Here is a 17451-nt window from a genome sequence, read left to right on the forward strand (position 1 = left end):
GAAAAGGAGAGGGGGCCAGCAAGGAGGCACGGATGGTGACCCCTTGCTGGCAGGAGGCCGGGACCTCAGTTGCGCTGTTCCAGGTACATGACGGCTGCTTCGACGCGGCTTTGGGCCTCGAGCTTTTTCAGCAGGCTCTTGACGTGGACCTTGACGGTTCCCTCGGAGATATGGAGCACGGAGGCGACCTGCTTGTTGGACAACCCCTTGGCGATTTCACGCATGATCTGCATCTCGCGTCGGGTCAGGCTCTCCAGCTTCTGCTGCAGGTGGTCCAGCTCGTAGATGTTCTCGAGATAGGGACGTAGCGGCTCGCTCAGGATCTGCTTGCCGGTCATCACGTCAGCCAGCTGGGCCAGCAGCATGTCAGGCTCGGTGTCCTTGAGCAGATAGCCGTCCGCGCCTGCCTTGAGCAGGGCAACCACATCCTGGCGGGCGTCAGAGACGGTCAGGATCACCACGCGGGAAGTCACCTCTTCGGCCCGCAGCGCCTTGAGGGTATCGAGACCTGACAACCCCTTCATGTTGAGGTCGAGCAGGATAAGGTCCGGTTCGGACTCCTTGGCCATGGCCACGGCGTCGGTGCCGTTGGAGGCCTCGCCAACCACGTCGATGTTATCTTCCAACTCCAGCAGTTGCACAATTCCCTTGCGCATCAGGGGGTGGTCATCCACGACCAGAACACTGTATTTCATCTCGTCCATCAGGCGTCTCTTGTTAGGCTGGTGGGAAAGGTCAGGTGTATGCGGGTGCCCCCGGAGGGCGGCTCACTGATGGTCAACTGGCCGCGCAATTTGCTGGCGCGTTCATTCATGATGCTGAGACCGTAGTGATTCACCGCCGAGCTTGCGCCCCTTATTCCAACACCATCGTCTGCAATCTGAACCTGGATGTTACCATCAGCCAGGGTCTCACAGCTAACGTCAATGTGCCGCGCGCTGGCATGCTTGATGGCATTGAGCACTGCCTCACGGATCAGCTGCAGGATGTGGATGTGCTGCCCCGCTTCAAGGTCGGTGTCCGTCAGTCCGTACTGGAGCCTGATGTCGGCGTGCGTCTGGGGTTTGAGCTGCTCGAGCATGACCGCGATGGCTTCACCCAGGTTGGCATCGCCGATGCTGAGGCGGAAGGTGCCGAGCAGTTCGCGCAACTGGGTATAGGCATTGCTGAGTCCCTCGTCGATCTGCTCCATGGCTGCCTCGGTCTTGGCCCTGTCCCCTTTGGCGAAGGAGCGCTTGAGCAGAGTGGCCTGGATCTTCAGGTAGGAGAGGGCCTGGGCGAGGGAGTCGTGCAGTTCACGGGCGATGACGGCGCGCTCTTCCATCAGCAGCAGGCGCTGGTGCTGCAGCAGGGTCTGATCCTTGTGCAGCACCTGGGCCAGCAACATGGAGAAGTTCTTCATCAGCCGCTCGTCGATGGGGTGGCCGCTTATCATGTCGAGCCGGCCGTACTCCTCGTCATCCATCTGCAGGTAGAAACTCACCACGGCGTCCAGATCCCCCGGCCACCCCTTGCGCCCAGTGATGTAAACCGGCATCGCATTGTGCTCGAAGCGGGTGAGGCGGATGTACTCGATGTGCTGGTGGGCGGCGGCCCGCTCCAGCAGCTTTTGCAGGGTGCGGCGGCTGAGGGGCGCCGCGTGCAGTTTCTGGGCGGTGGAATAGAGGAAGGAGAGGGTGTCGTTGGCCTGTTGCAGCTTGGCCGTTTTCTCCTCCACCTTGCTCTCCAGCTCCCGATAGAGCTTGCCGAGCTCGTCGGCCATGGTCGCGAATGCCCCCGACAACTCTCCCAGCTCGTTTTCACAGTGGGGGGGCAGGGTGAGATCGAACTCCTGACGCTGGATCTGGCGTGCGCAATAGACCAGCTGGTTGAGGGGCGCCACCACCTGCTGGCGGGTGAAGCGCACCGTGCACCAGGCGATGGTGATGATGGCGAGCAGCCCTAGCCCCTCTGCCAGGGCCAGCATGCGCACCTTGAACTCCACGTGGTACTGCATCTGGTTGACGAAGTCATCGATGGCGGCGACGAACTGTTCCGTATTGTCGGTATAACGGCTGGGCGTGGCATTCTCGATGTGTTCGCGCATCACTTGCCATTGCAAGAGGACTTCACCATAGGTGCGGCGCAGGGAGGCGGGCGTGATCCAGCGCTGGGTCTCCTGCAGCTCGGGGGCATGAAGGGTCTGTTCAAACTGGGCGAGCCGACCGAGGACGACCTGATCCTTCTCGATTTCATAGGCCATGCGGTAGGCCTGCATGCGCAGGGATCCCGACAGGTTGATGGCCTTGGCATCGGGAACCGAATAGAAGAGGGTGACCATGGCCACCACGGCGATCAGGCTGGCCATGAACAGGATCAGCACCATGGAGCGACCGATGGCGCTGCTGACCGACTGCACTCTGAACCATTTTCCCATGCCGACCGGCTCCCTTTTCACCCACAAAGACCCCACAAAGTAGCATGGGAGTGTACTCCAAGTTGTGCTAGCATCGAAAAACTAGATGAACTCCGAGCGATTTTGCCTAAGTCATTGAGATAGGGGGAGATCGCCGTCAGCCGATGTTCGAGCTGAAAGGGTCAGGAAAGAAATGCCCTGGCCTCCCGTATTTGGAAAGGTGTTTATGTTGCCACTTGAAGATGGTTTTTCCCGTCGCTTTTACTATTTGCGTCTGTCGGTCACCGACGTCTGCAATTTCCGCTGTACCTACTGTCTGCCGGACGGCTATCACCCGCCGAAAGGAGATGGTGAGGGGCGCCAGTCCTTCCTCTCCCTGGAGGAGATCCGTCGCGTCGTCTCCGGGTTTGCCGCCATGGGGACGCGCAAGGTGCGTCTGACCGGAGGCGAACCCTCCCTGCGCCGTGACTTCACGGCCATCATCGAGACCGTGGCCAATACCCCCGGCATCGAGAAGGTGGCCATGACCACCAACGGGTATCGCCTCAAGGAGCGTGCCCGCGAGTGGTTCGATGCGGGGCTGACGGCCCTCAACGTCAGTGTCGACAGCCTGGATCCCCGCCAGTTCCACCAGATCACCGGCGAGAACAAGCTGGCGGAGGTGATGGCGGGGATAGACGCCGCCCTGAGTGCCGGTTTCCGGTCGGTCAAGATCAACGCCGTGCTGCTCAAGGGGCTCAATGATCATCAGCTCGAGACGTTCCTCGCCTGGATCCGGGACAAACCCATCGAGCTTCGTTTCATCGAACTGATGCAGACCGGCGAGATGGACGCCCTGTTTCGCGATCACCATACCAGCGGTGAACTCATCAAGCAGCGTCTGCAAAAGAGCGGCTGGGTGCAGCAGCTGCGCGGCCTGGATGATGGCCCTGCCCAGGTGTTCACGCATCCGGACTCGAGGGGCGGGGTGGGGCTCATCATGCCCTACAGCAAGGATTTTTGCGCCGGTTGCAACCGGCTGCGGGTCTCCTCCAAGGGCAAGCTGCACCTGTGTCTCTTTGGCGACAACGGGGTGGAACTGCGGGATCTGCTCACCGATGACAGCCAGCAGGAGGCGCTGCAATGGCGTATTCGCCAGGCGCTGACCGGCAAGGCCGCCACCCATCGCCTCCATGAAGGCAATGCAGGCATGACCCCTCACCTGGCCTCCATCGGCGGCTGACAGCCGCCGTGCACCTCAAATAACCTTCGATTAATTATCAATCCTCACATAGGGGTAATTTACCTTGCCCCTGCTGTGTCTAATTGCGCCAAGGGTTTGATCCAGCGCAAGAATCCCCCCTGTTTATCTCCCTGGTGGTATATCCCCTGACTTGTCAGGGCAGCAATATACACCCACGCTTATAATTGGTATTGAAAATGCCATTCACGGGATCCGCGCGGGGGCATCCGTCCCCGAAAAGAGGAGTCGATATGACCGATGGGGTCAACTTGTCACGCAGAGGCCTGTTTCGGGGACGCCTGAGCGCCCCCAAGGCCGGGATCCAGTTGCCCTGGTCCGTCTCCTGGGACGAGTTCGTGGCCGGTTGTACCCGCTGTGGCGACTGTCTGGCGGCCTGTCCGGAGCAGATCCTGATCAAGGGAGACGGGGGCTTCCCCACGGTGGATTTTCACCGCGGCGAGTGCACCTTCTGCACCGAGTGTGTGAGCGCCTGCCAGGCGCCGGTGTTCAGGCCGACAACCCAGACACCCTGGGAGTATGTGGCCCATATCGAGGCGGGCTGTCTGGCCACTGCCCAGGTGTTCTGCCAGCGCTGTCAGGACAGCTGCGAGCAGCAGGCCATCCGCTTTTCCCCCCAGCTGGGGCGCGTACCCACCCCCGACATCCATGCCGAGTCGTGCAACGGCTGCGGGGCCTGCGTAGCGGATTGCCCAGTGGGCAGTATCAGCATCGGTCTGTCTCGTGGCGAGGCTTCGCGATGACCCAAGAGACGAACAAGTTGGAAAACGGTGATATGACGCGAGAAGAGTTCCATGTATCCAGCCTGGTGGTGCTGACCCAGCCCGATCTGCGCCACGCCCTGGCAGAGCGGATTGCGACCCTGGACGGGGCCGAGATCCACGCCGTCAGCGAGGAGGGCAAGCTGGTGGTGACCTTGGAGGGGCCGAGCCAGCGCCCCATCATGGCGGCCATCGACACCATTCAGGGGTTGCCCGGGGTGCTCTCTGCGGCCCTGATCTACCACCAGTTCGATGAAATGGACGCCGAAGATGGGGAATAAGGCGTCATGTGGCAGAAGCGCAAGAGTCGTTCGCTGACCGCCACGGGTAATACACGGGATGCCGGGTCTGTTGTCTGCGTTCGATGAACGAAAAGCCCAGAGCAAAGGAATAAAGCGCCATGGAGCTGAGCCAGCGCGGCTCGTCACAATGGCTGTCATTGATGTGATTAAGCAATGCGAGGATATGTCATGAAGCTGAGTCGACGCGACTTTATGAAGGCCAATGCGGTGGCGGCAGCCGCTGCCGTGGCCGGTGTCAGTGCCCCCACTCTGGCGGCGAACCTGATCACCAGTACCGACAAGACCGCCATCACCTGGGACAAGGCGCCATGCCGCTTCTGCGGGACCGGCTGCTCCGTGCTGGTGGGCTCCCAGGCTGGCCGCGTCGTGGCGACCCAGGGGGATCCCGATGCACCGGTCAACCGCGGCCTGAACTGCATCAAGGGCTACTTCCTCTCCAAGATCATGTACGGGGAGGATCGCCTGACCCAGCCCATGCTGCGCATGACCAACGGCAAGTTCGACAAGAACGGCAACTTCGCCCCCATCAGCTGGGATCAGGCCTTCGACATCATGGCCGAGAAGTTCAAGGCGACCCTGAAAGAGAAGGGCCCGACCGCCGTCGGCATGTTCGGCTCCGGCCAGTGGACCGTCTGGGAAGGCTATGCCGCCGCCAAGCTGATGAAGGCAGGCCTGCGCTCCAACAACCTGGATCCCAATGCCCGTCACTGCATGGCCTCCGCGGTAGTGGGCTTCATGCGTACCTTCGGCATGGATGAACCCATGGGCTGCTACGACGATATCGAGCAGGCCGACGCCTTCGTGCTGTGGGGCTCCAACATGGCCGAGATGCACCCCATCCTCTGGTCGCGCATCTCCGATCGCCGTCTGTCCCACCAGGATGTGCAGGTGCACGTGCTCTCCACCTTCGAGCACCGCAGCTTCGAGCTGGCGGACAACGGCATGGTGTTCACCCCCCAGACCGATCTGGCGATCCTCAACTACATCGCCAACTACATCATCCAGAACGACAAGGTGAACTGGGATTTCGTCAACAAGCACACCCAGTTCCGCAAAGGGGTGACCGACATCGGCTACGGCCTGCGTCCCACCAACCCGCTGCAGCAAAAGGCCAAGAACCCGGACAGCGGCGACTCCACCCCGATGAGCTTCGACGACTTCGCCAAGTTCGTGGCGGATTACGATCTGGAGTCCGTCTCCAAGCTCTCCGGCGTGCCGAAGGACAAGCTCGAGAAGCTGGCCCAGCTTTATGCCGATCCGAGCAAGAAGGTGGTCTCCTACTGGACCATGGGCTTCAACCAGCATACCCGCGGTGTCTGGGCCAACAACCTCTGCTACAACATCCACCTGCTGACCGGCAAGATCTCCCAGCCGGGCTCCGGCCCCTTCTCCCTGACCGGCCAGCCCTCCGCCTGTGGTACCGCCCGTGAAGTGGGTACCTTCGCCCACCGTCTGCCGGCGGACATGGTGGTCACGGATCCCAAACACCGCGCCATCGCCGAAAAGATCTGGAAGCTGCCGGAAGGCACCATCCCGGAGCAGGTGGGCTACCACGCCGTGCTGCAAAACCGCATGCTGAAAGACGGCAAGCTCAACGCCTACTGGGTGATGTGCAACAACAACATGCAGGCCGGCCCGAACATGAACGAAGAGGCGCTGCCCGGTTATCGCAACCCGGCCAACTTCATCGTGGTCTCCGACCCTTATCCGACCGTGACCGCCCAGGCGGCTGACCTCATCCTGCCCACCGCCATGTGGGTGGAGAAAGAGGGGGCCTACGGCAACGCCGAACGTCGCACCCAGTTCTGGCACCAGCAGGTGAAGGCACCGGAAGGGGCCAAGTCCGACCTGTGGCAGCTGATGGAGTTCTCCAAGCGCTTCACCGTGGAAGAGGTGTGGCCGGCTGAGTTGATTGCCAAGATGCCGGAAGTGAAGGGCAAGACCCTGTTCGACGTGCTCTATGCCAACGGCCAGGTGAACCAGTTCCCGAAAGAGCAGAGCAAGGGGGCCCTGAACGACGAGGCCGAGCACTTTGGTTTCTACGTCCAGAAGGGGCTGTTCGAGGAGTACGCCTCCTTCGGTCGCGGCCATGGCCACGATCTGGCGCCGTTCGATCAGTATCACGAGGCCCGTGGCCTGCGCTGGCCTGTGGTGGACGGCAAGGAGACCCTGTGGCGCTATCGCGAAGGGTTCGACCCTTACGTGAAAGCGGGGGAGGGGGTACGCTTCTACGGCAAGCCCGACGGCAAGGCGGTCATCTTTGCGCTGCCCTATGAGCCCGCCGCCGAGGCTCCGGACAAAGAGTACGACATGTGGCTCTCTACCGGTCGCGTGCTGGAGCACTGGCACACCGGCACCATGACCCGCCGGGTCCCCGAGCTCTATCGCGCCTTCCCGGATGCGGTGCTCTTCATGCACCCGGAAGATGCCAAGGCTCGCGGCGTGCGCCGTGGCGAAGAGGTGATCGTCTCCTCCCGCCGGGGCGAGGTGAAGACCCGGGTCGAGACCCGCGGCCGCAACCGTCCGCCCAAGGGACTGGTGTTCATGCCCTTCTTCGACGCGAGCCAACTGGTCAACAAGCTGACCCTGGACGCCACCGATCCGCTCTCCAAAGAGACGGATTACAAGAAGTGCGCCGTCAAGGTCATGAAGGCCTGAGGCGGGGGAGCGCGAGATGAGTCGTAGTCGGCGCCAGTTTCTGGCCGACATGGCCAAGGGGGCCTGCGGTGTGGGCCTGCTTGGCGTGGGGCTTGGCGGCGTGGCGCGCCAGCAGGTGCAGGCCGTGCCTGCCCAGGCGCTGCGCCCGCCGGCGGCCCTCGACGAGGCCGAGTTTCTCGGCGCCTGCGTGCGCTGCGGGCTCTGCGCCCTGGCCTGCCCCTACGACACCCTCAAGCTCGCCCGGCTGTTTGAACCCGTGACCACCGGCACCCCCTATTTCAAGGCGCGCGCCGTCCCGTGCGAGATGTGTGACGACATCCCCTGCGTGGCGGCCTGCCCGAGCGGGGCGCTGGATAGGGCCATGACCGACATCGATCAGGCGCGGATGGGGGTGGCGGTGCTCATCGATCACGAGACCTGCCTCAACTACCTGGGGCTGCGCTGCGACGTCTGCTACCGGGTCTGCCCCCTCATCGACAAGGCCATTACCCTGGAGCTGCAGCACAACCCGCGCACCGGCAAGCACGCCATGTTCCTGCCCACGGTGCACAGCGATCTCTGTACCGGCTGCGGCAAGTGCGAGCACGCCTGCGTGCTGGAGGAGGCGGCCATCAAGGTGGTACCTCGCCAGCTTGCCAAGGGGGAGCTGGGTCACCACTACCGGCTCGGCTGGGAAGAGAAGGAGAAGGCGGGCAAGTCCCTCATCGGTGAGCGACTGACCCTGCCGACCCGCAAACCGGAGGGCCTATGAGTCGGTATCCAGGGGCCGAGGCCACGGCCAGGCTGGGGTGGTGGCGTGCCCATCGCTTCCTGCTGCTGCGCCGGCTTTGCCAGTTCGGGGTGCTGGGGCTGTTCCTGCTGGGGCCGCTCGCGGGCATCTGGATCCTCAAGGGCAACCTCTCCAGCTCCTTGCTGCTGGAGACGGTGCCCCTCACGGATCCCCTGACCCTGTTGCAGTCGGTGGCGGCGGGCCAGTGGCCCATCCCCACCCTGTGGCTCGGGGCCGGGCTGGTGCTCGCGGGTTACTGGCTGGCCGGGGGGCGGGTGTTCTGCTCCTGGGTCTGTCCGGTCAACCTGGTCACCGATGCTGCCGCCTGGCTCAGGGGGCGACTTGGCCTCAAGGGCAATGGTCAGTTCAACCGCGCTACCCGCTACTGGCTGCTGGCCATGGTGCTGGTGGCACCGGCCATCACAGGCGTGCTGGTGTGGGAGCTGGTCAATCCGGTGTCCCTCACCCTGCGCGGCCTGCTGTTCGGCATGGGGGCGGGCTGGGGCCTGCTGGCGGCGCTGTTCCTGTTCGACCTTTTTGTGGTGGAGCGGGGCTGGTGCGGCCACCTCTGTCCGGTGGGGGCCTTCTATGCCCTGGTCAACCGGGTCGGGTTCATCAAGATTGCAGCCTCGGGGCGCGAGCGGTGCAGCAACTGCATGGATTGTTATGCGGTCTGCCCGGAGCGTCCCATCCTGCGCGGCCCCGTTCACGGCGCCAGGCGTGGTCACGGGCCCTTGATTGCAGCTCAGGAGTGTACCAACTGCGGCCGTTGCATCGATGTCTGCGCGGAGCAAGTTTTTGAAATCACTGTAGGTTTTGCCGTCAAGGCAGAGAAAACGTCGGAGAACACATAATGAAGAAGCTGATTGGAGCAATGCTGGCCTGCCTGATGGCGGGTTCCTTGATGGCGGCCGTCCCCGAGATCACCAACAGCACGGGGGGCATCAAGTCGGAGCGGGGAAGCACGGATCTGGTAACGGATGCCGACGCGGCCCCTCTGAAGAACTTTCGCAAGGATGGCGACCTCTACGATCGCCAGTACATGCACCAGCCCCCGCTGATCCCCCACGACACCCGCAACTATGAAGTGGACAACAAGGTCAACAAGTGCCTGGCCTGTCACAGCTTCAAGAACGCCAGTGCCATGAAGGCCCCCAAGATAAGCCCCACCCACTTCGAGACCCGCGACGGCATGACCCTGGGCGAAGTCTCGCCGCGTCGCTACTTCTGTCTGCAGTGCCACGTGCCGCAAGCGGATGCCAAGCCGCTGGTGAACAATACCTTCAAACCGGTTGAAGCGCTGAACTGAGGAACCCATAGATGAAATTACCCGGCTTTGTGAAGCGTCTGTGGACCACCTTCAAGTCACCGTCGAAGGCGGCCCTCTGGGTCATCCTGCTGATGGGCTTCTTTGGTGGCGTCATCTTCTGGGGCGGGTTCAACACCGCCATGGAAGCGTCCAACACCGAGGCCTTCTGCACCGGTTGCCACGAGATGAAGGACAACGTGTTCGTGGAGTACCGCGACACCATCCACTACGCCAACCGCTCCGGCGTGCGGGCCAGCTGCCCGGATTGCCACGTACCCCACGAATGGACCTACAAGATCATCCGCAAGGTGCAGGCCTCCAAGGAGCTGTGGGGCATGATCACCGGCAAGGTGGATACCCGCGAGAAGTTTGAATCCCACCGGCGGGAGATGGCCGAGCGGGAGTGGCAGCGGATGAAGGAGACGGATTCGCGCGAGTGCCGCAACTGCCACAACTTCGAGTACATGGACTTCTCCCTGCAAGGGCGTCGAGCCGCCCAGATGCACTCCACCAACCTGGCAAGCGGGGCCAACACCTGCATCGACTGCCACAAGGGGATTGCGCACCAACTGCCTGACATGAAAGGGGTGCCAGGCTTCTGATGGGAAGGCCGCCGGATCCCCGGGATCCGGCGGCCTTCGAGATTAATGGGCAATGACGCCCCCCCAGCCAGACATCTTTTGATAGAATCCCTTCCCGGCAACGCGGCGCCCACCGGCTCCTTTCATGGCTGGCACCACGGTGCGGCGCGTTCACCTCATCCTCTCGTGGTCAATGATTGACAGGAATGGCCCCAATGGCACCCAAACACAGCGAATTCATCCCTCTCAAGATCGCCGTCCTGACGGTTTGCGACAGTCGCACCGCTGCCGATGACAGCTCGGGGGACTATCTGGTCGAGGCCCTGACCCAGACCGGCCACGTGCTGGCCGACCGGGCGCTCTGCCCCGACAACCTGTTTCGCATCCGCGCCCAGGTGAGCGACTGGATTGCCGACGAGGGAGTCCAGGTGGTGCTCATCAACGGCGGCACCGGCTTCAACGAGCAGAACCGGGTGCCCGAGGCGGTCGGCGTGCTGTTCGAGCGCACGGTGCAGGGCTTTGGCGAGATGTTCCGCCAGCTCTCGTTTGCCGAGATAAAAGGCTCCGCCATGCAGAGCCGTGCCCTGGCAGGGCTCGCCAATCGCACCCTGATCTGCTGCCTGCCCGGCTCCACCGGCGCCTGCCGTCTGGGCTGGGAACAGCTTATCCGGGATCAGCTCGATGCCCGTACCCGGCCGTGCAACTTCGTGACCCATCTGTGATCCCGGGAGTAAACCCGGATCATCCATCTTATTTTTCGATAGGTGCATAGATGAACCTGACCCATCTCAACCAGAGCGGCGAGGCCCACATGGTGGATGTCACCGACAAGCAGGTGACCGAACGCGAGGCCCGCGCCGAGGCTTTCGTGACCATGGCCCCCGAGACCCTGGCGTTGATCCTGAGTGGTCAGCACCACAAGGGGGACGTGTTCGCCACCGCCCGCATCGCCGGCATAATGGCGGCCAAGAAGACCGCCGACCTCATTCCCCTGTGCCATCCCCTGGCCCTGACCCGGGTGGAGGTAGAGATAGCCCCCCAGACGGCGCACAATCGGGTCCATATCCGCACCCTGTGCAAGCTCTCGGGCAAGACCGGGGTGGAGATGGAAGCGCTCACCGCCGCCTCGGTGGCGGCCCTGACCATCTACGACATGTGCAAGGCGGTGCAAAAGGACATGGTGATCGAGCAGGTGCGTCTGGTGGAGAAAAAGGGCGGCAAGTCCGGTCATTTCCAGCTGGGTGCGACCCAAGGAGAGCAGGCATGATCAAGGTTCTGTTTTTTGCCCAGGTGCGTGAGCTGGTCGGCTGCGACGAGCTCAGCCTGCCTTGCGACTACGCCAGTGCCGATGTCCTTCGCGCCGCCTTGAGCGAGCGAGGTGACAAGTGGGCGCTGGCGCTCGAATCCGGCAAGCTCCTGGTGGCGGTCAACCAGACCCTGGTACCGCTGGATACCCCCCTCCATGACGGGGATGAGGTCGCCTTCTTCCCGCCGGTGACCGGAGGCTGATGATGAGCGAGGCAACCATGATCGATCGCATCCTGGTGCAGCGGGATGACTTCTCGCTGGCGGACGAATATGCCCGCCTCGCTGCCCGGCAGGACACAGGCGCGATTGTCAGCTTTGTCGGCAAGGTGCGCGACTTCAATCAGGGGGAGCATGTGAAGGGGCTGGCCCTCGAACACTACCCCGGCATGACCGAGAAGGCGCTGGCGAACATAGTGGCCGAGGCCCGCGGGCGCTGGCCCCTGCAGGAGTGCACCCTCATTCACCGCATCGGCGAGCTGCTGCTCGGGGATCAGATTGTGCTGGTGGTGGTGAGCAGCGCCCACCGCGAGGCGGCTTTCGAGGCCTGCCACTTCATCATGGATTTCTTGAAGACCCGGGCGCCGTTCTGGAAAAAAGAGCTGACCGCCGACGGGGTGCAACGCTGGGTCGAGGCCAGGGCGAGCGATGACGCCGCCCTGGCCCGCTGGCAACAAGGGGAGTGAGCCTCGGGCTCGCGTCAATCGATCCGGCCGTGCCGGAGCATAAGGAGCAACGGAATGAAGAGATGGGTATCCGTGTTGGTGCTGGGCGCCGGCGCCATGTACAGCAGTGCTGTGCTGGCTGACGAGGTCAAGGTGGCGGTGGCGGCCAACTTCAAGGGCACCATAGAGCGCATCGGCAAGGAGTTCACCGCCAAGACCGGCCACAGCGTCGTCATCAGTTCGGCGGCCACCGGCGTGCTCTATACCCAGATCACCCACGGTGCGCCCTTCGATCTCTTCCTCTCGGCCGACGTGGCGACCCCTCAAAAGCTGGAGTCGGAAGGCAAGGGGAGCGAACGCTTCACCTATGCCATCGGTCAGCTCGGCCTCTGGCAGAAGGGGGGGCCTGCTCCTGATGAGGCCACCTTGCGCTACTGGCAGGGGGAGCTGGCCATCGCCAACCCCAAGACAGCGCCCTATGGCGCCGCCGCCATGGCGACCCTGGCTCACCTCAAGATCGATCCCAAGCAGTATCGGGTGCTGACCGGCACCAACATCAGCCAGACCTGGCAGTTCGTCGACACCGGCAATGCGAAGCTGGGCTTTGTCGCCTGGGCCAATCTGGTGGAGGCGGGTAAGACCGGCGAAGCCTGGGCGGTGCCGGCCAGCTTCTATCCCCCCATCGAGCAGCAGGCCCTGGTGCTGAAGAAAGGGGCGGCGGTGGATGCCCTGGTCGCCTGGCTCAAGGGGCCGGGACAGGCGCAGATCAAGGCGGCGGGTTACGCCCTGCCGCAGTAAGCGCCCGGCGTCTGCCGGCCAGCTCCGTGCTGGCCAGATCCGGTGCCTGACGTGTCCCAAGGCGGCGCCCGTCATGACGGCGCCCTGTTTTTTATCGACACCCGAGAGGGGACCCTATGAGTGAAGGGGATCTGCTGGCGGTCTGGCTGACCCTGAAACTGGCGGCCAGCACCACTGCCATCCTGCTGTTGCTGTCGCCGCCGCTCGCCTGGTGGCTGTCTCGCAGCCAGCACCGGCTGCGCCCCCTGGTGGAAGCCATGGTGGCCCTGCCGCTGGTGCTGCCGCCCACCGTGCTCGGTTTCTATCTGCTGCTGGCCTTCTCCCCGGAGTACGGCCTCGGTGACTGGTGGCGGGAGACCTTCGGGGCCCCGCTCGCCTTCAGTTTCCTCGGCCTGCTCATCGCCTCCATCATCTATTCGCTCCCCTTCGTGGTACAACCCCTCACCTCCGCCTTCGTCAACATGGGCAACAAGGAGCTGGAGGCTGCCGCCACCCTGGGGATGGGCCCGTTTGAGCGCTTCTTTCGCATCATCCTGCCCATGACGTTGCCCAGCTTCGTGATGGCGGCAGCGCTGGGCTTTGCCCACACCCTGGGGGAGTTCGGGGTGGTGTTGATGATTGGCGGCAACATTCCCGGGGAGACCCAGGTGCTCTCCATCGCCCTGTTTGATCACGTGGAGGCGATGGATTACCAGAATGCCCATATTCTGGCAGGCGGCCTGATGGGCTTCTCCCTGGTGATGCTGGTGCTGGTCTACGGCGTGCTGCAACGCCGGCAACGGAGGCTGTTCGGATGAACCTCTACCTCAAGGCCAGACGTGATTTCGGCCCCTTCACCCTGGCGTGCGATCTGGCGCTGCCCCCCAGCCGCATCCTCGGCCTGTTCGGTCCTTCGGGCTGTGGCAAGAGCACCCTGCTGCGCATCATCGCCGGGCTCGACAAGGCCCCGGGCGATGCCCTGCGCTGGCAGGGGCGCGAGCTTGCAGCCCTGCCCCCCGAGGCGCGGCGCATCGGGCTGGTGTTTCAGGATGCTCGTCTCTTCCCCCACCTGAGCGTGCTCGGCAACCTGCAACTGGCGGCTCGCAAGGGGAGGGGGCGCTGGCAGCCAGAGGATCTGGCTGCGCGCCTCGGCTTTGCCGAGCTGCTGGGGCAACCGGCCCACGGCCTCTCCGGGGGTCAGCGTCAGCGGATGGCACTGGCCAGGGCCTTGCTGGCCGAGCCCGACTTGCTGCTGCTGGATGAACCCTTCTCGGCGCTGGACAGGCGCAGCCGCATCCATCAGGCCCACGTGCTCAAGGGCTTGCAGCAGGAGAGCGGCATCCCCATGATCTTCGTCAGCCACGCCATGGAGGAGGTGAGCCTGCTCTGCGATGGACTGGTGCTGCTGGCAGAGGGACGGGTGGAGGCCCAGGGCACCCCCGAGGAGATCTTCGCCCGCACCGACCTGTCGCTGGCCAGTCGCGACGACGTCGGGGTCATGCTCTCGGCGACCCTGTCCCACTACGACGAGCACGAGCAGATGGCGACCCTGCGACTCGGGGAGCAGACCCTGATGGTGACCATGGAGCATGCCCCCGATGAAGCAGGCCCCTTGCAGATCAAGGTGGCGGCGCGGGATCTGGTGATCGCCACCGAGCCCATCGTGCACTCCAGCCTCTCCAACTGCCTCGAGACCCGGCTGCTGGAGGTGCGGGAGGTGCGACCGGGGCAGACCCTGTTGCAGTTGGCGCTGGGGCAGCAGATACTGCTGGCCCGGATCACCAGCCGCTCCGCGCAGCGGCTCGCCCTGACGCCGGCCATGCGCCTCTACGCCTACATCAAGGCGGTGAGCCTGGTGGGAGAGGGGTAGACAGGGGACCGGAGTACGGATTGGCTGGCCATGAGTGGCCGGCATGGCGTCGAGAAAGGGGGGACGGGTGCGTCGCAATCAGGTAATGAAATCCCATGGCTTGGCCCTGCGTAGTGCGGGGGAGGGGCCCTTGCTGCTCTTGCTGCACGGGCTGGGCTCTTCCAGCCTCGACTGGCAGGCGCAGATCGAGCGTTTTTCCGAGCGCTACCGGGTGGTGGCCATCGACTTGCGCGGCCACGGCCAGAGCATGCAGGAGGGGCCCTTTGACGTGCCCACCCTGGCGGCGGATGTGGCCCGCTGGCTCGACGAGCAGCCCGAGCCTGCCTGGGTAGTGGGGTTGTCGCTCGGTGCCATGGTGGCGCTGGAGCTGGCGCTGCAACTGCCCCACAAGGTGCAGGGGCTGGTGCTGGTCAACGGCTTCAGCGAATTTCTGCTGGAGACGCCAAAGGAGCAGGAGCGCTATGCCATGCGCCTCAAGTGGCTGCGCTGGTTCGGCATGCGGCCGTTGGCGTGGTGGCTCGGTCGCGAGCTCTTTCCCGGCCCCGATCTCGCCCAGGTGCGCCACACCTTCCGGGGGCGCTTCGTGCGCAACAAAAAGAAGACCTACAAGGCGCTGCTGGAGGCGCTACCCGGCTGGTCGGTGCGGGCTCGTCTCGGCACCCTCTGGCAGCCGGTGGCCATCATCTCCACCAGTCACGACTATCTGCCCCTGGCGCGGCGGGTGGAGCAGTTCGCCTCCCTGCCCAATGCCACCATCCACACCCCGGATGGTCACCACGCCTGGCCGGCGGAAGATCCCGCCGGGTTCAATCATTTGCTTCACCGGATTTTAGAAACCCATTAGACTTGTCGCCTTTTGACCTTGATCCCCCGTGTATGTATTGGTCCGATCGCCTTGCCAGTGGCAGATGGCAAGGCAATCGGACCCATCTTGCCCTATTGAACAGGTATTTCCTCATGTCTGAAGTAATGAAAATGGCCATCGACGATGGTTCAACCAACGTCAAGGTGAGCTGGATTGAGAACAAGGTGCTCAAGACCATCATCTCCCCCAACTCCTTTCGCAAGGATTGGAAGAGTGCCGCCTTGCGCAAGGACAAGAAGATCTACAACTACGAGATAGGCAACACCAAGTACACCTACGACGCCACCTCCGACAAGTCCCTGGCCACCACCCACGTGGAGTACCAGTACGACGATCTCAACCTGCTCTCCGTGCACCATGCCCTGTTGCAGACCGGCGTGACCCCCTGCGATGTGGCCATCACCGTGACCCTGCCCATCACCGAGTTCTACAACCCGGATGACTGTCAGCGCAACGAGGAGAAGATCGAGAAGAAGCGCCGCAACCTGATGCGGGCCATCAGCCTCAACAAGGGTGAGCTGTTCAACATCGTCAGCGTGGAGGTGATGCCGGAAAGCCTGCCGGCGGCGCTCTCCCGCCTGATTGGCTCGGGCTGCAACGAGTTCACCAAGACGCTAGTGATCGACTGCGGTGGCACCACCCTGGACATGGGGATCATCGTCGGCGAGTTTGACGACGTTTCCGATGTGTATGGCAACAACGAGATCGGCGTCTCCATGGTAACCGACGCGACCCGCAAGGCGCTGGCGGCGGCAGACAGCGACTCGAGCTATCTGGTGGCCAACGAATTCATCAAGCGCCGCCACGACATGAGCTTCGTGCGTGACGTGGTCAACGACGAGAGCCAGATCCCGAAGATCCTCGAGAAGATGCAGAACAAGATCGACGAGCTGGGATCCCAGGTGGCCCACGAGGCGAAGAAGTTCGCCAAGAACCCGAACCGGATCTATCTGGTCGGTGGCGGCGCGTCCCTGATCGTCGATGCCATCAAGGCTGCCTATCCGACCCTGGGGGAGCGGGTGGAGCTGCTGGACGATGCCCAGTCCGCCCTGGCGCGGGAGATCTGCCTCTACACCACGGAAGAGGAAGAGGTGTACCGTGAGGCGCCCGTGATGGCCGAGGTCGGCGATGAGTAGTCAACTCAAGCGCATGACCTTCTCCATCTTCATGGATCCGGGTGCGCTGGAGTCTGATCGCTATGCGGCCGGGATCTTGCAAAGCTGGTATCAGCGGGCGCGCAAGATCCAGGACGACGTGGAGGAGTTCGACTTCTCCAAGAGCCGTTTTCACAAGGACATCTACCTGAGCGGCATGTTCCTGTACGTGCTGGCACCGAACCTGTGCAAGGGGATGGCCAATGCCTTCGGCCCGGAGCAGGTGAACCTCTCGACCCTGCGCCATGTCTTCGCCAGTTGCGGCTTCGATCTGGGGGAAGGGAGTGCGCCCGTGGCGACCGATACCCTGATCGATGAAATCGTGGCCAGGCTGGCTCCCCAGCTGGGGCAGGGGGACAACCGGGGGCTGGCGGATGAAATCGTTCAGCGTCTGGGTCAGCAGGCGGCGGCGCCACTTCCGGACAGCCTGGTGGACGAGATTGTAAGCCGCATCGGCGAGCAGCAGCCCACCGGGCTCTGGGACGAGTTGAAGCAGGGGTTGCCGGCCCCGCTCGATCACGATCTGCTGGCAGAGGCCATCGCGGGCAAGCTGCCGACGGCGGGGGGAGAGGCGGATCTGGCCCCCCTTGCGGGCAGCATCCAGCTGCTCTCCCGCCAGTTGGAGGAGCAGTCCCGGCTCATTCGCGAGCAGCACCGCCTGATCCAGCGCCTGGCCAGCCAGCCCGTCCGGGGGGCTGGCTCGTCCGAGCTGGCCGAGCCCCTCATTGAGGATCTCTCGAACCAGGTGGCGAGCATGAAGAAGGTCAAGGCGAAGGGGATCTTCTAGGCCCTTTGTGACG

Annotated in this window: 20 protein-coding genes and 1 riboswitch; of the genes, 18 read left to right on the plus strand and 2 right to left on the minus strand. The window is 63.4% G+C overall.

The annotated features are described in order from the left end of the window. Nucleotides 1-65 precede the first annotated feature (65 nt). Nucleotides 66-704, minus strand: a complete 639-nt coding sequence (gene narL / locus PG879_RS13275) for a two-component system response regulator NarL (protein WP_039038841.1) — start codon at nt 702-704, stop codon at nt 66-68. After that, the gene (gene narQ / locus PG879_RS13280; RefSeq protein WP_042882582.1) at nt 704-2416 is read right to left on the minus strand and encodes a nitrate/nitrite two-component system sensor histidine kinase NarQ; all 1713 of its coding nucleotides are present in this window, start codon (nt 2414-2416) and stop codon (nt 704-706) included. The genes narL and narQ overlap by 1 nt, the downstream gene beginning before the upstream one ends. Nucleotides 2417-2494: 78 nt before the next feature. After that, nucleotides 2495-2634: riboswitch (molybdenum cofactor riboswitch) on the plus strand. Between narQ and moaA the strand changes: the two genes are divergently transcribed. From moaA to PG879_RS13370, 18 genes are all read left to right on the plus strand, one after another. Beyond that, nucleotides 2622-3617 carry a GTP 3',8-cyclase MoaA gene (gene moaA, locus PG879_RS13285; protein ID WP_270830301.1) on the plus strand — a complete coding sequence of 332 codons (996 nt, stop codon included), beginning with the start codon at nt 2622-2624 and terminating at the stop codon, nt 3615-3617. Its footprint overlaps the riboswitch before it by 13 nt. A gap of 251 nt (nt 3618-3868) precedes the next feature. Beyond that, on the plus strand, nt 3869-4378 hold the full coding sequence (napF, locus tag PG879_RS13290) for a ferredoxin-type protein NapF (protein ID WP_270830302.1): 510 nt from the start codon (nt 3869-3871) through the stop codon (nt 4376-4378). After that, nucleotides 4375-4677: a chaperone NapD gene (locus PG879_RS13295; protein ID WP_010674154.1), complete on the plus strand. Its 303-nt coding sequence runs from the start codon at nt 4375-4377 to the stop codon at nt 4675-4677. Before napF ends, PG879_RS13295 begins: the two co-directional genes overlap by 4 nt. 189 nt (nt 4678-4866) lie before the next feature. Beyond that, nucleotides 4867-7356 (plus strand): nitrate reductase catalytic subunit NapA, encoded by a 2490-nt coding sequence (napA, locus tag PG879_RS13300; protein WP_270830303.1) that lies wholly within the window; start codon nt 4867-4869, stop codon nt 7354-7356. Between the two features lie 16 nt (nt 7357-7372). Then, on the plus strand, nt 7373-8107 hold the full coding sequence (gene napG, locus PG879_RS13305) for a ferredoxin-type protein NapG (protein ID WP_119196777.1): 735 nt from the start codon (nt 7373-7375) through the stop codon (nt 8105-8107). Next, a complete protein-coding gene (gene napH / locus PG879_RS13310) occupies nt 8104-8979 on the plus strand; it encodes a quinol dehydrogenase ferredoxin subunit NapH (protein WP_119196776.1) in 876 nt (291 codons plus the stop codon). The genes napG and napH overlap by 4 nt, the downstream gene beginning before the upstream one ends. Continuing rightward, nucleotides 8979-9434 (plus strand): nitrate reductase cytochrome c-type subunit, encoded by a 456-nt coding sequence (locus PG879_RS13315; protein ID WP_041212738.1) that lies wholly within the window; start codon nt 8979-8981, stop codon nt 9432-9434. Before napH ends, PG879_RS13315 begins: the two co-directional genes overlap by 1 nt. An 11-nt stretch (nt 9435-9445) precedes the next feature. After that, nucleotides 9446-10036 (plus strand): cytochrome c3 family protein, encoded by a 591-nt coding sequence (locus PG879_RS13320; protein ID WP_010674159.1) that lies wholly within the window; start codon nt 9446-9448, stop codon nt 10034-10036. A 194-nt stretch (nt 10037-10230) separates the two neighbouring features. Beyond that, nucleotides 10231-10737, plus strand: a complete 507-nt coding sequence (gene moaB, locus PG879_RS13325; protein WP_270830305.1) for a molybdenum cofactor biosynthesis protein B — start codon at nt 10231-10233, stop codon at nt 10735-10737. A 50-nt stretch (nt 10738-10787) separates the two neighbouring features. Beyond that, nucleotides 10788-11282, plus strand: a complete 495-nt coding sequence (gene moaC / locus PG879_RS13330; protein WP_052814825.1) for a cyclic pyranopterin monophosphate synthase MoaC — start codon at nt 10788-10790, stop codon at nt 11280-11282. Next, the gene (gene moaD / locus PG879_RS13335) at nt 11279-11524 is read left to right on the plus strand and encodes a molybdopterin synthase sulfur carrier subunit (protein WP_048207331.1); all 246 of its coding nucleotides are present in this window, start codon (nt 11279-11281) and stop codon (nt 11522-11524) included. Before moaC ends, moaD begins: the two co-directional genes overlap by 4 nt. Nucleotides 11525-11526: 2 nt before the next feature. Then, nucleotides 11527-12006: a molybdopterin synthase catalytic subunit MoaE gene (gene moaE / locus PG879_RS13340; RefSeq protein WP_119196775.1), complete on the plus strand. Its 480-nt coding sequence runs from the start codon at nt 11527-11529 to the stop codon at nt 12004-12006. A gap of 54 nt (nt 12007-12060) precedes the next feature. Continuing rightward, complete coding sequence (modA, locus tag PG879_RS13345) at nt 12061-12783, plus strand: molybdate ABC transporter substrate-binding protein (protein ID WP_223954906.1); 723 nt, start codon at nt 12061-12063, stop codon at nt 12781-12783. A gap of 116 nt (nt 12784-12899) precedes the next feature. Beyond that, on the plus strand, nt 12900-13580 hold the full coding sequence (gene modB / locus PG879_RS13350) for a molybdate ABC transporter permease subunit (protein ID WP_223954907.1): 681 nt from the start codon (nt 12900-12902) through the stop codon (nt 13578-13580). Further along, complete coding sequence (modC, locus tag PG879_RS13355; protein ID WP_223954908.1) at nt 13577-14632, plus strand: molybdenum ABC transporter ATP-binding protein; 1056 nt, start codon at nt 13577-13579, stop codon at nt 14630-14632. The genes modB and modC overlap by 4 nt, the downstream gene beginning before the upstream one ends. Before the next feature lie 67 nt (nt 14633-14699). Further along, the gene (locus PG879_RS13360) at nt 14700-15476 is read left to right on the plus strand and encodes an alpha/beta fold hydrolase (RefSeq protein ID WP_042017457.1); all 777 of its coding nucleotides are present in this window, start codon (nt 14700-14702) and stop codon (nt 15474-15476) included. Between the two features lie 113 nt (nt 15477-15589). Next, nucleotides 15590-16633 (plus strand): plasmid segregation protein ParM domain-containing protein, encoded by a 1044-nt coding sequence (gene parM, locus PG879_RS13365; protein WP_223302530.1) that lies wholly within the window; start codon nt 15590-15592, stop codon nt 16631-16633. Beyond that, the gene (locus PG879_RS13370) at nt 16626-17438 is read left to right on the plus strand and encodes a hypothetical protein (RefSeq protein ID WP_223954909.1); all 813 of its coding nucleotides are present in this window, start codon (nt 16626-16628) and stop codon (nt 17436-17438) included. Before parM ends, PG879_RS13370 begins: the two co-directional genes overlap by 8 nt. Nucleotides 17439-17451 lie beyond the last annotated feature (13 nt).

The organism is Aeromonas sp. QDB63, from assembly GCF_027707425.1.
In the GTDB taxonomy this organism is placed as follows: domain Bacteria; phylum Pseudomonadota; class Gammaproteobacteria; order Enterobacterales; family Aeromonadaceae; genus Aeromonas; species Aeromonas caviae.

Coding starts and splice junctions, on each gene's coding strand:
- narL (WP_039038841.1), bottom strand. CDS start 704: ATGGACGAGATGAAATACAGTGTTCTGGTCGTGGATGACCACCCCCTG.
- narQ (WP_042882582.1), bottom strand. CDS start 2,416: ATGGGAAAATGGTTCAGAGTGCAGTCGGTCAGCAGCGCCATCGGTCGC.
- moaA (WP_270830301.1), top strand. CDS start 2,622: ATGTTGCCACTTGAAGATGGTTTTTCCCGTCGCTTTTACTATTTGCGT.
- napF (WP_270830302.1), top strand. CDS start 3,869: ATGACCGATGGGGTCAACTTGTCACGCAGAGGCCTGTTTCGGGGACGC.
- PG879_RS13295 (WP_010674154.1), top strand. CDS start 4,375: ATGACCCAAGAGACGAACAAGTTGGAAAACGGTGATATGACGCGAGAA.
- napA (WP_270830303.1), top strand. CDS start 4,867: ATGAAGCTGAGTCGACGCGACTTTATGAAGGCCAATGCGGTGGCGGCA.
- napG (WP_119196777.1), top strand. CDS start 7,373: ATGAGTCGTAGTCGGCGCCAGTTTCTGGCCGACATGGCCAAGGGGGCC.
- napH (WP_119196776.1), top strand. CDS start 8,104: ATGAGTCGGTATCCAGGGGCCGAGGCCACGGCCAGGCTGGGGTGGTGG.
- PG879_RS13315 (WP_041212738.1), top strand. CDS start 8,979: ATGAAGAAGCTGATTGGAGCAATGCTGGCCTGCCTGATGGCGGGTTCC.
- PG879_RS13320 (WP_010674159.1), top strand. CDS start 9,446: ATGAAATTACCCGGCTTTGTGAAGCGTCTGTGGACCACCTTCAAGTCA.
- moaB (WP_270830305.1), top strand. CDS start 10,231: ATGGCACCCAAACACAGCGAATTCATCCCTCTCAAGATCGCCGTCCTG.
- moaC (WP_052814825.1), top strand. CDS start 10,788: ATGAACCTGACCCATCTCAACCAGAGCGGCGAGGCCCACATGGTGGAT.
- moaD (WP_048207331.1), top strand. CDS start 11,279: ATGATCAAGGTTCTGTTTTTTGCCCAGGTGCGTGAGCTGGTCGGCTGC.
- moaE (WP_119196775.1), top strand. CDS start 11,527: ATGAGCGAGGCAACCATGATCGATCGCATCCTGGTGCAGCGGGATGAC.
- modA (WP_223954906.1), top strand. CDS start 12,061: ATGAAGAGATGGGTATCCGTGTTGGTGCTGGGCGCCGGCGCCATGTAC.
- modB (WP_223954907.1), top strand. CDS start 12,900: ATGAGTGAAGGGGATCTGCTGGCGGTCTGGCTGACCCTGAAACTGGCG.
- modC (WP_223954908.1), top strand. CDS start 13,577: ATGAACCTCTACCTCAAGGCCAGACGTGATTTCGGCCCCTTCACCCTG.
- parM (WP_223302530.1), top strand. CDS start 15,590: ATGTCTGAAGTAATGAAAATGGCCATCGACGATGGTTCAACCAACGTC.
- PG879_RS13370 (WP_223954909.1), top strand. CDS start 16,626: ATGAGTAGTCAACTCAAGCGCATGACCTTCTCCATCTTCATGGATCCG.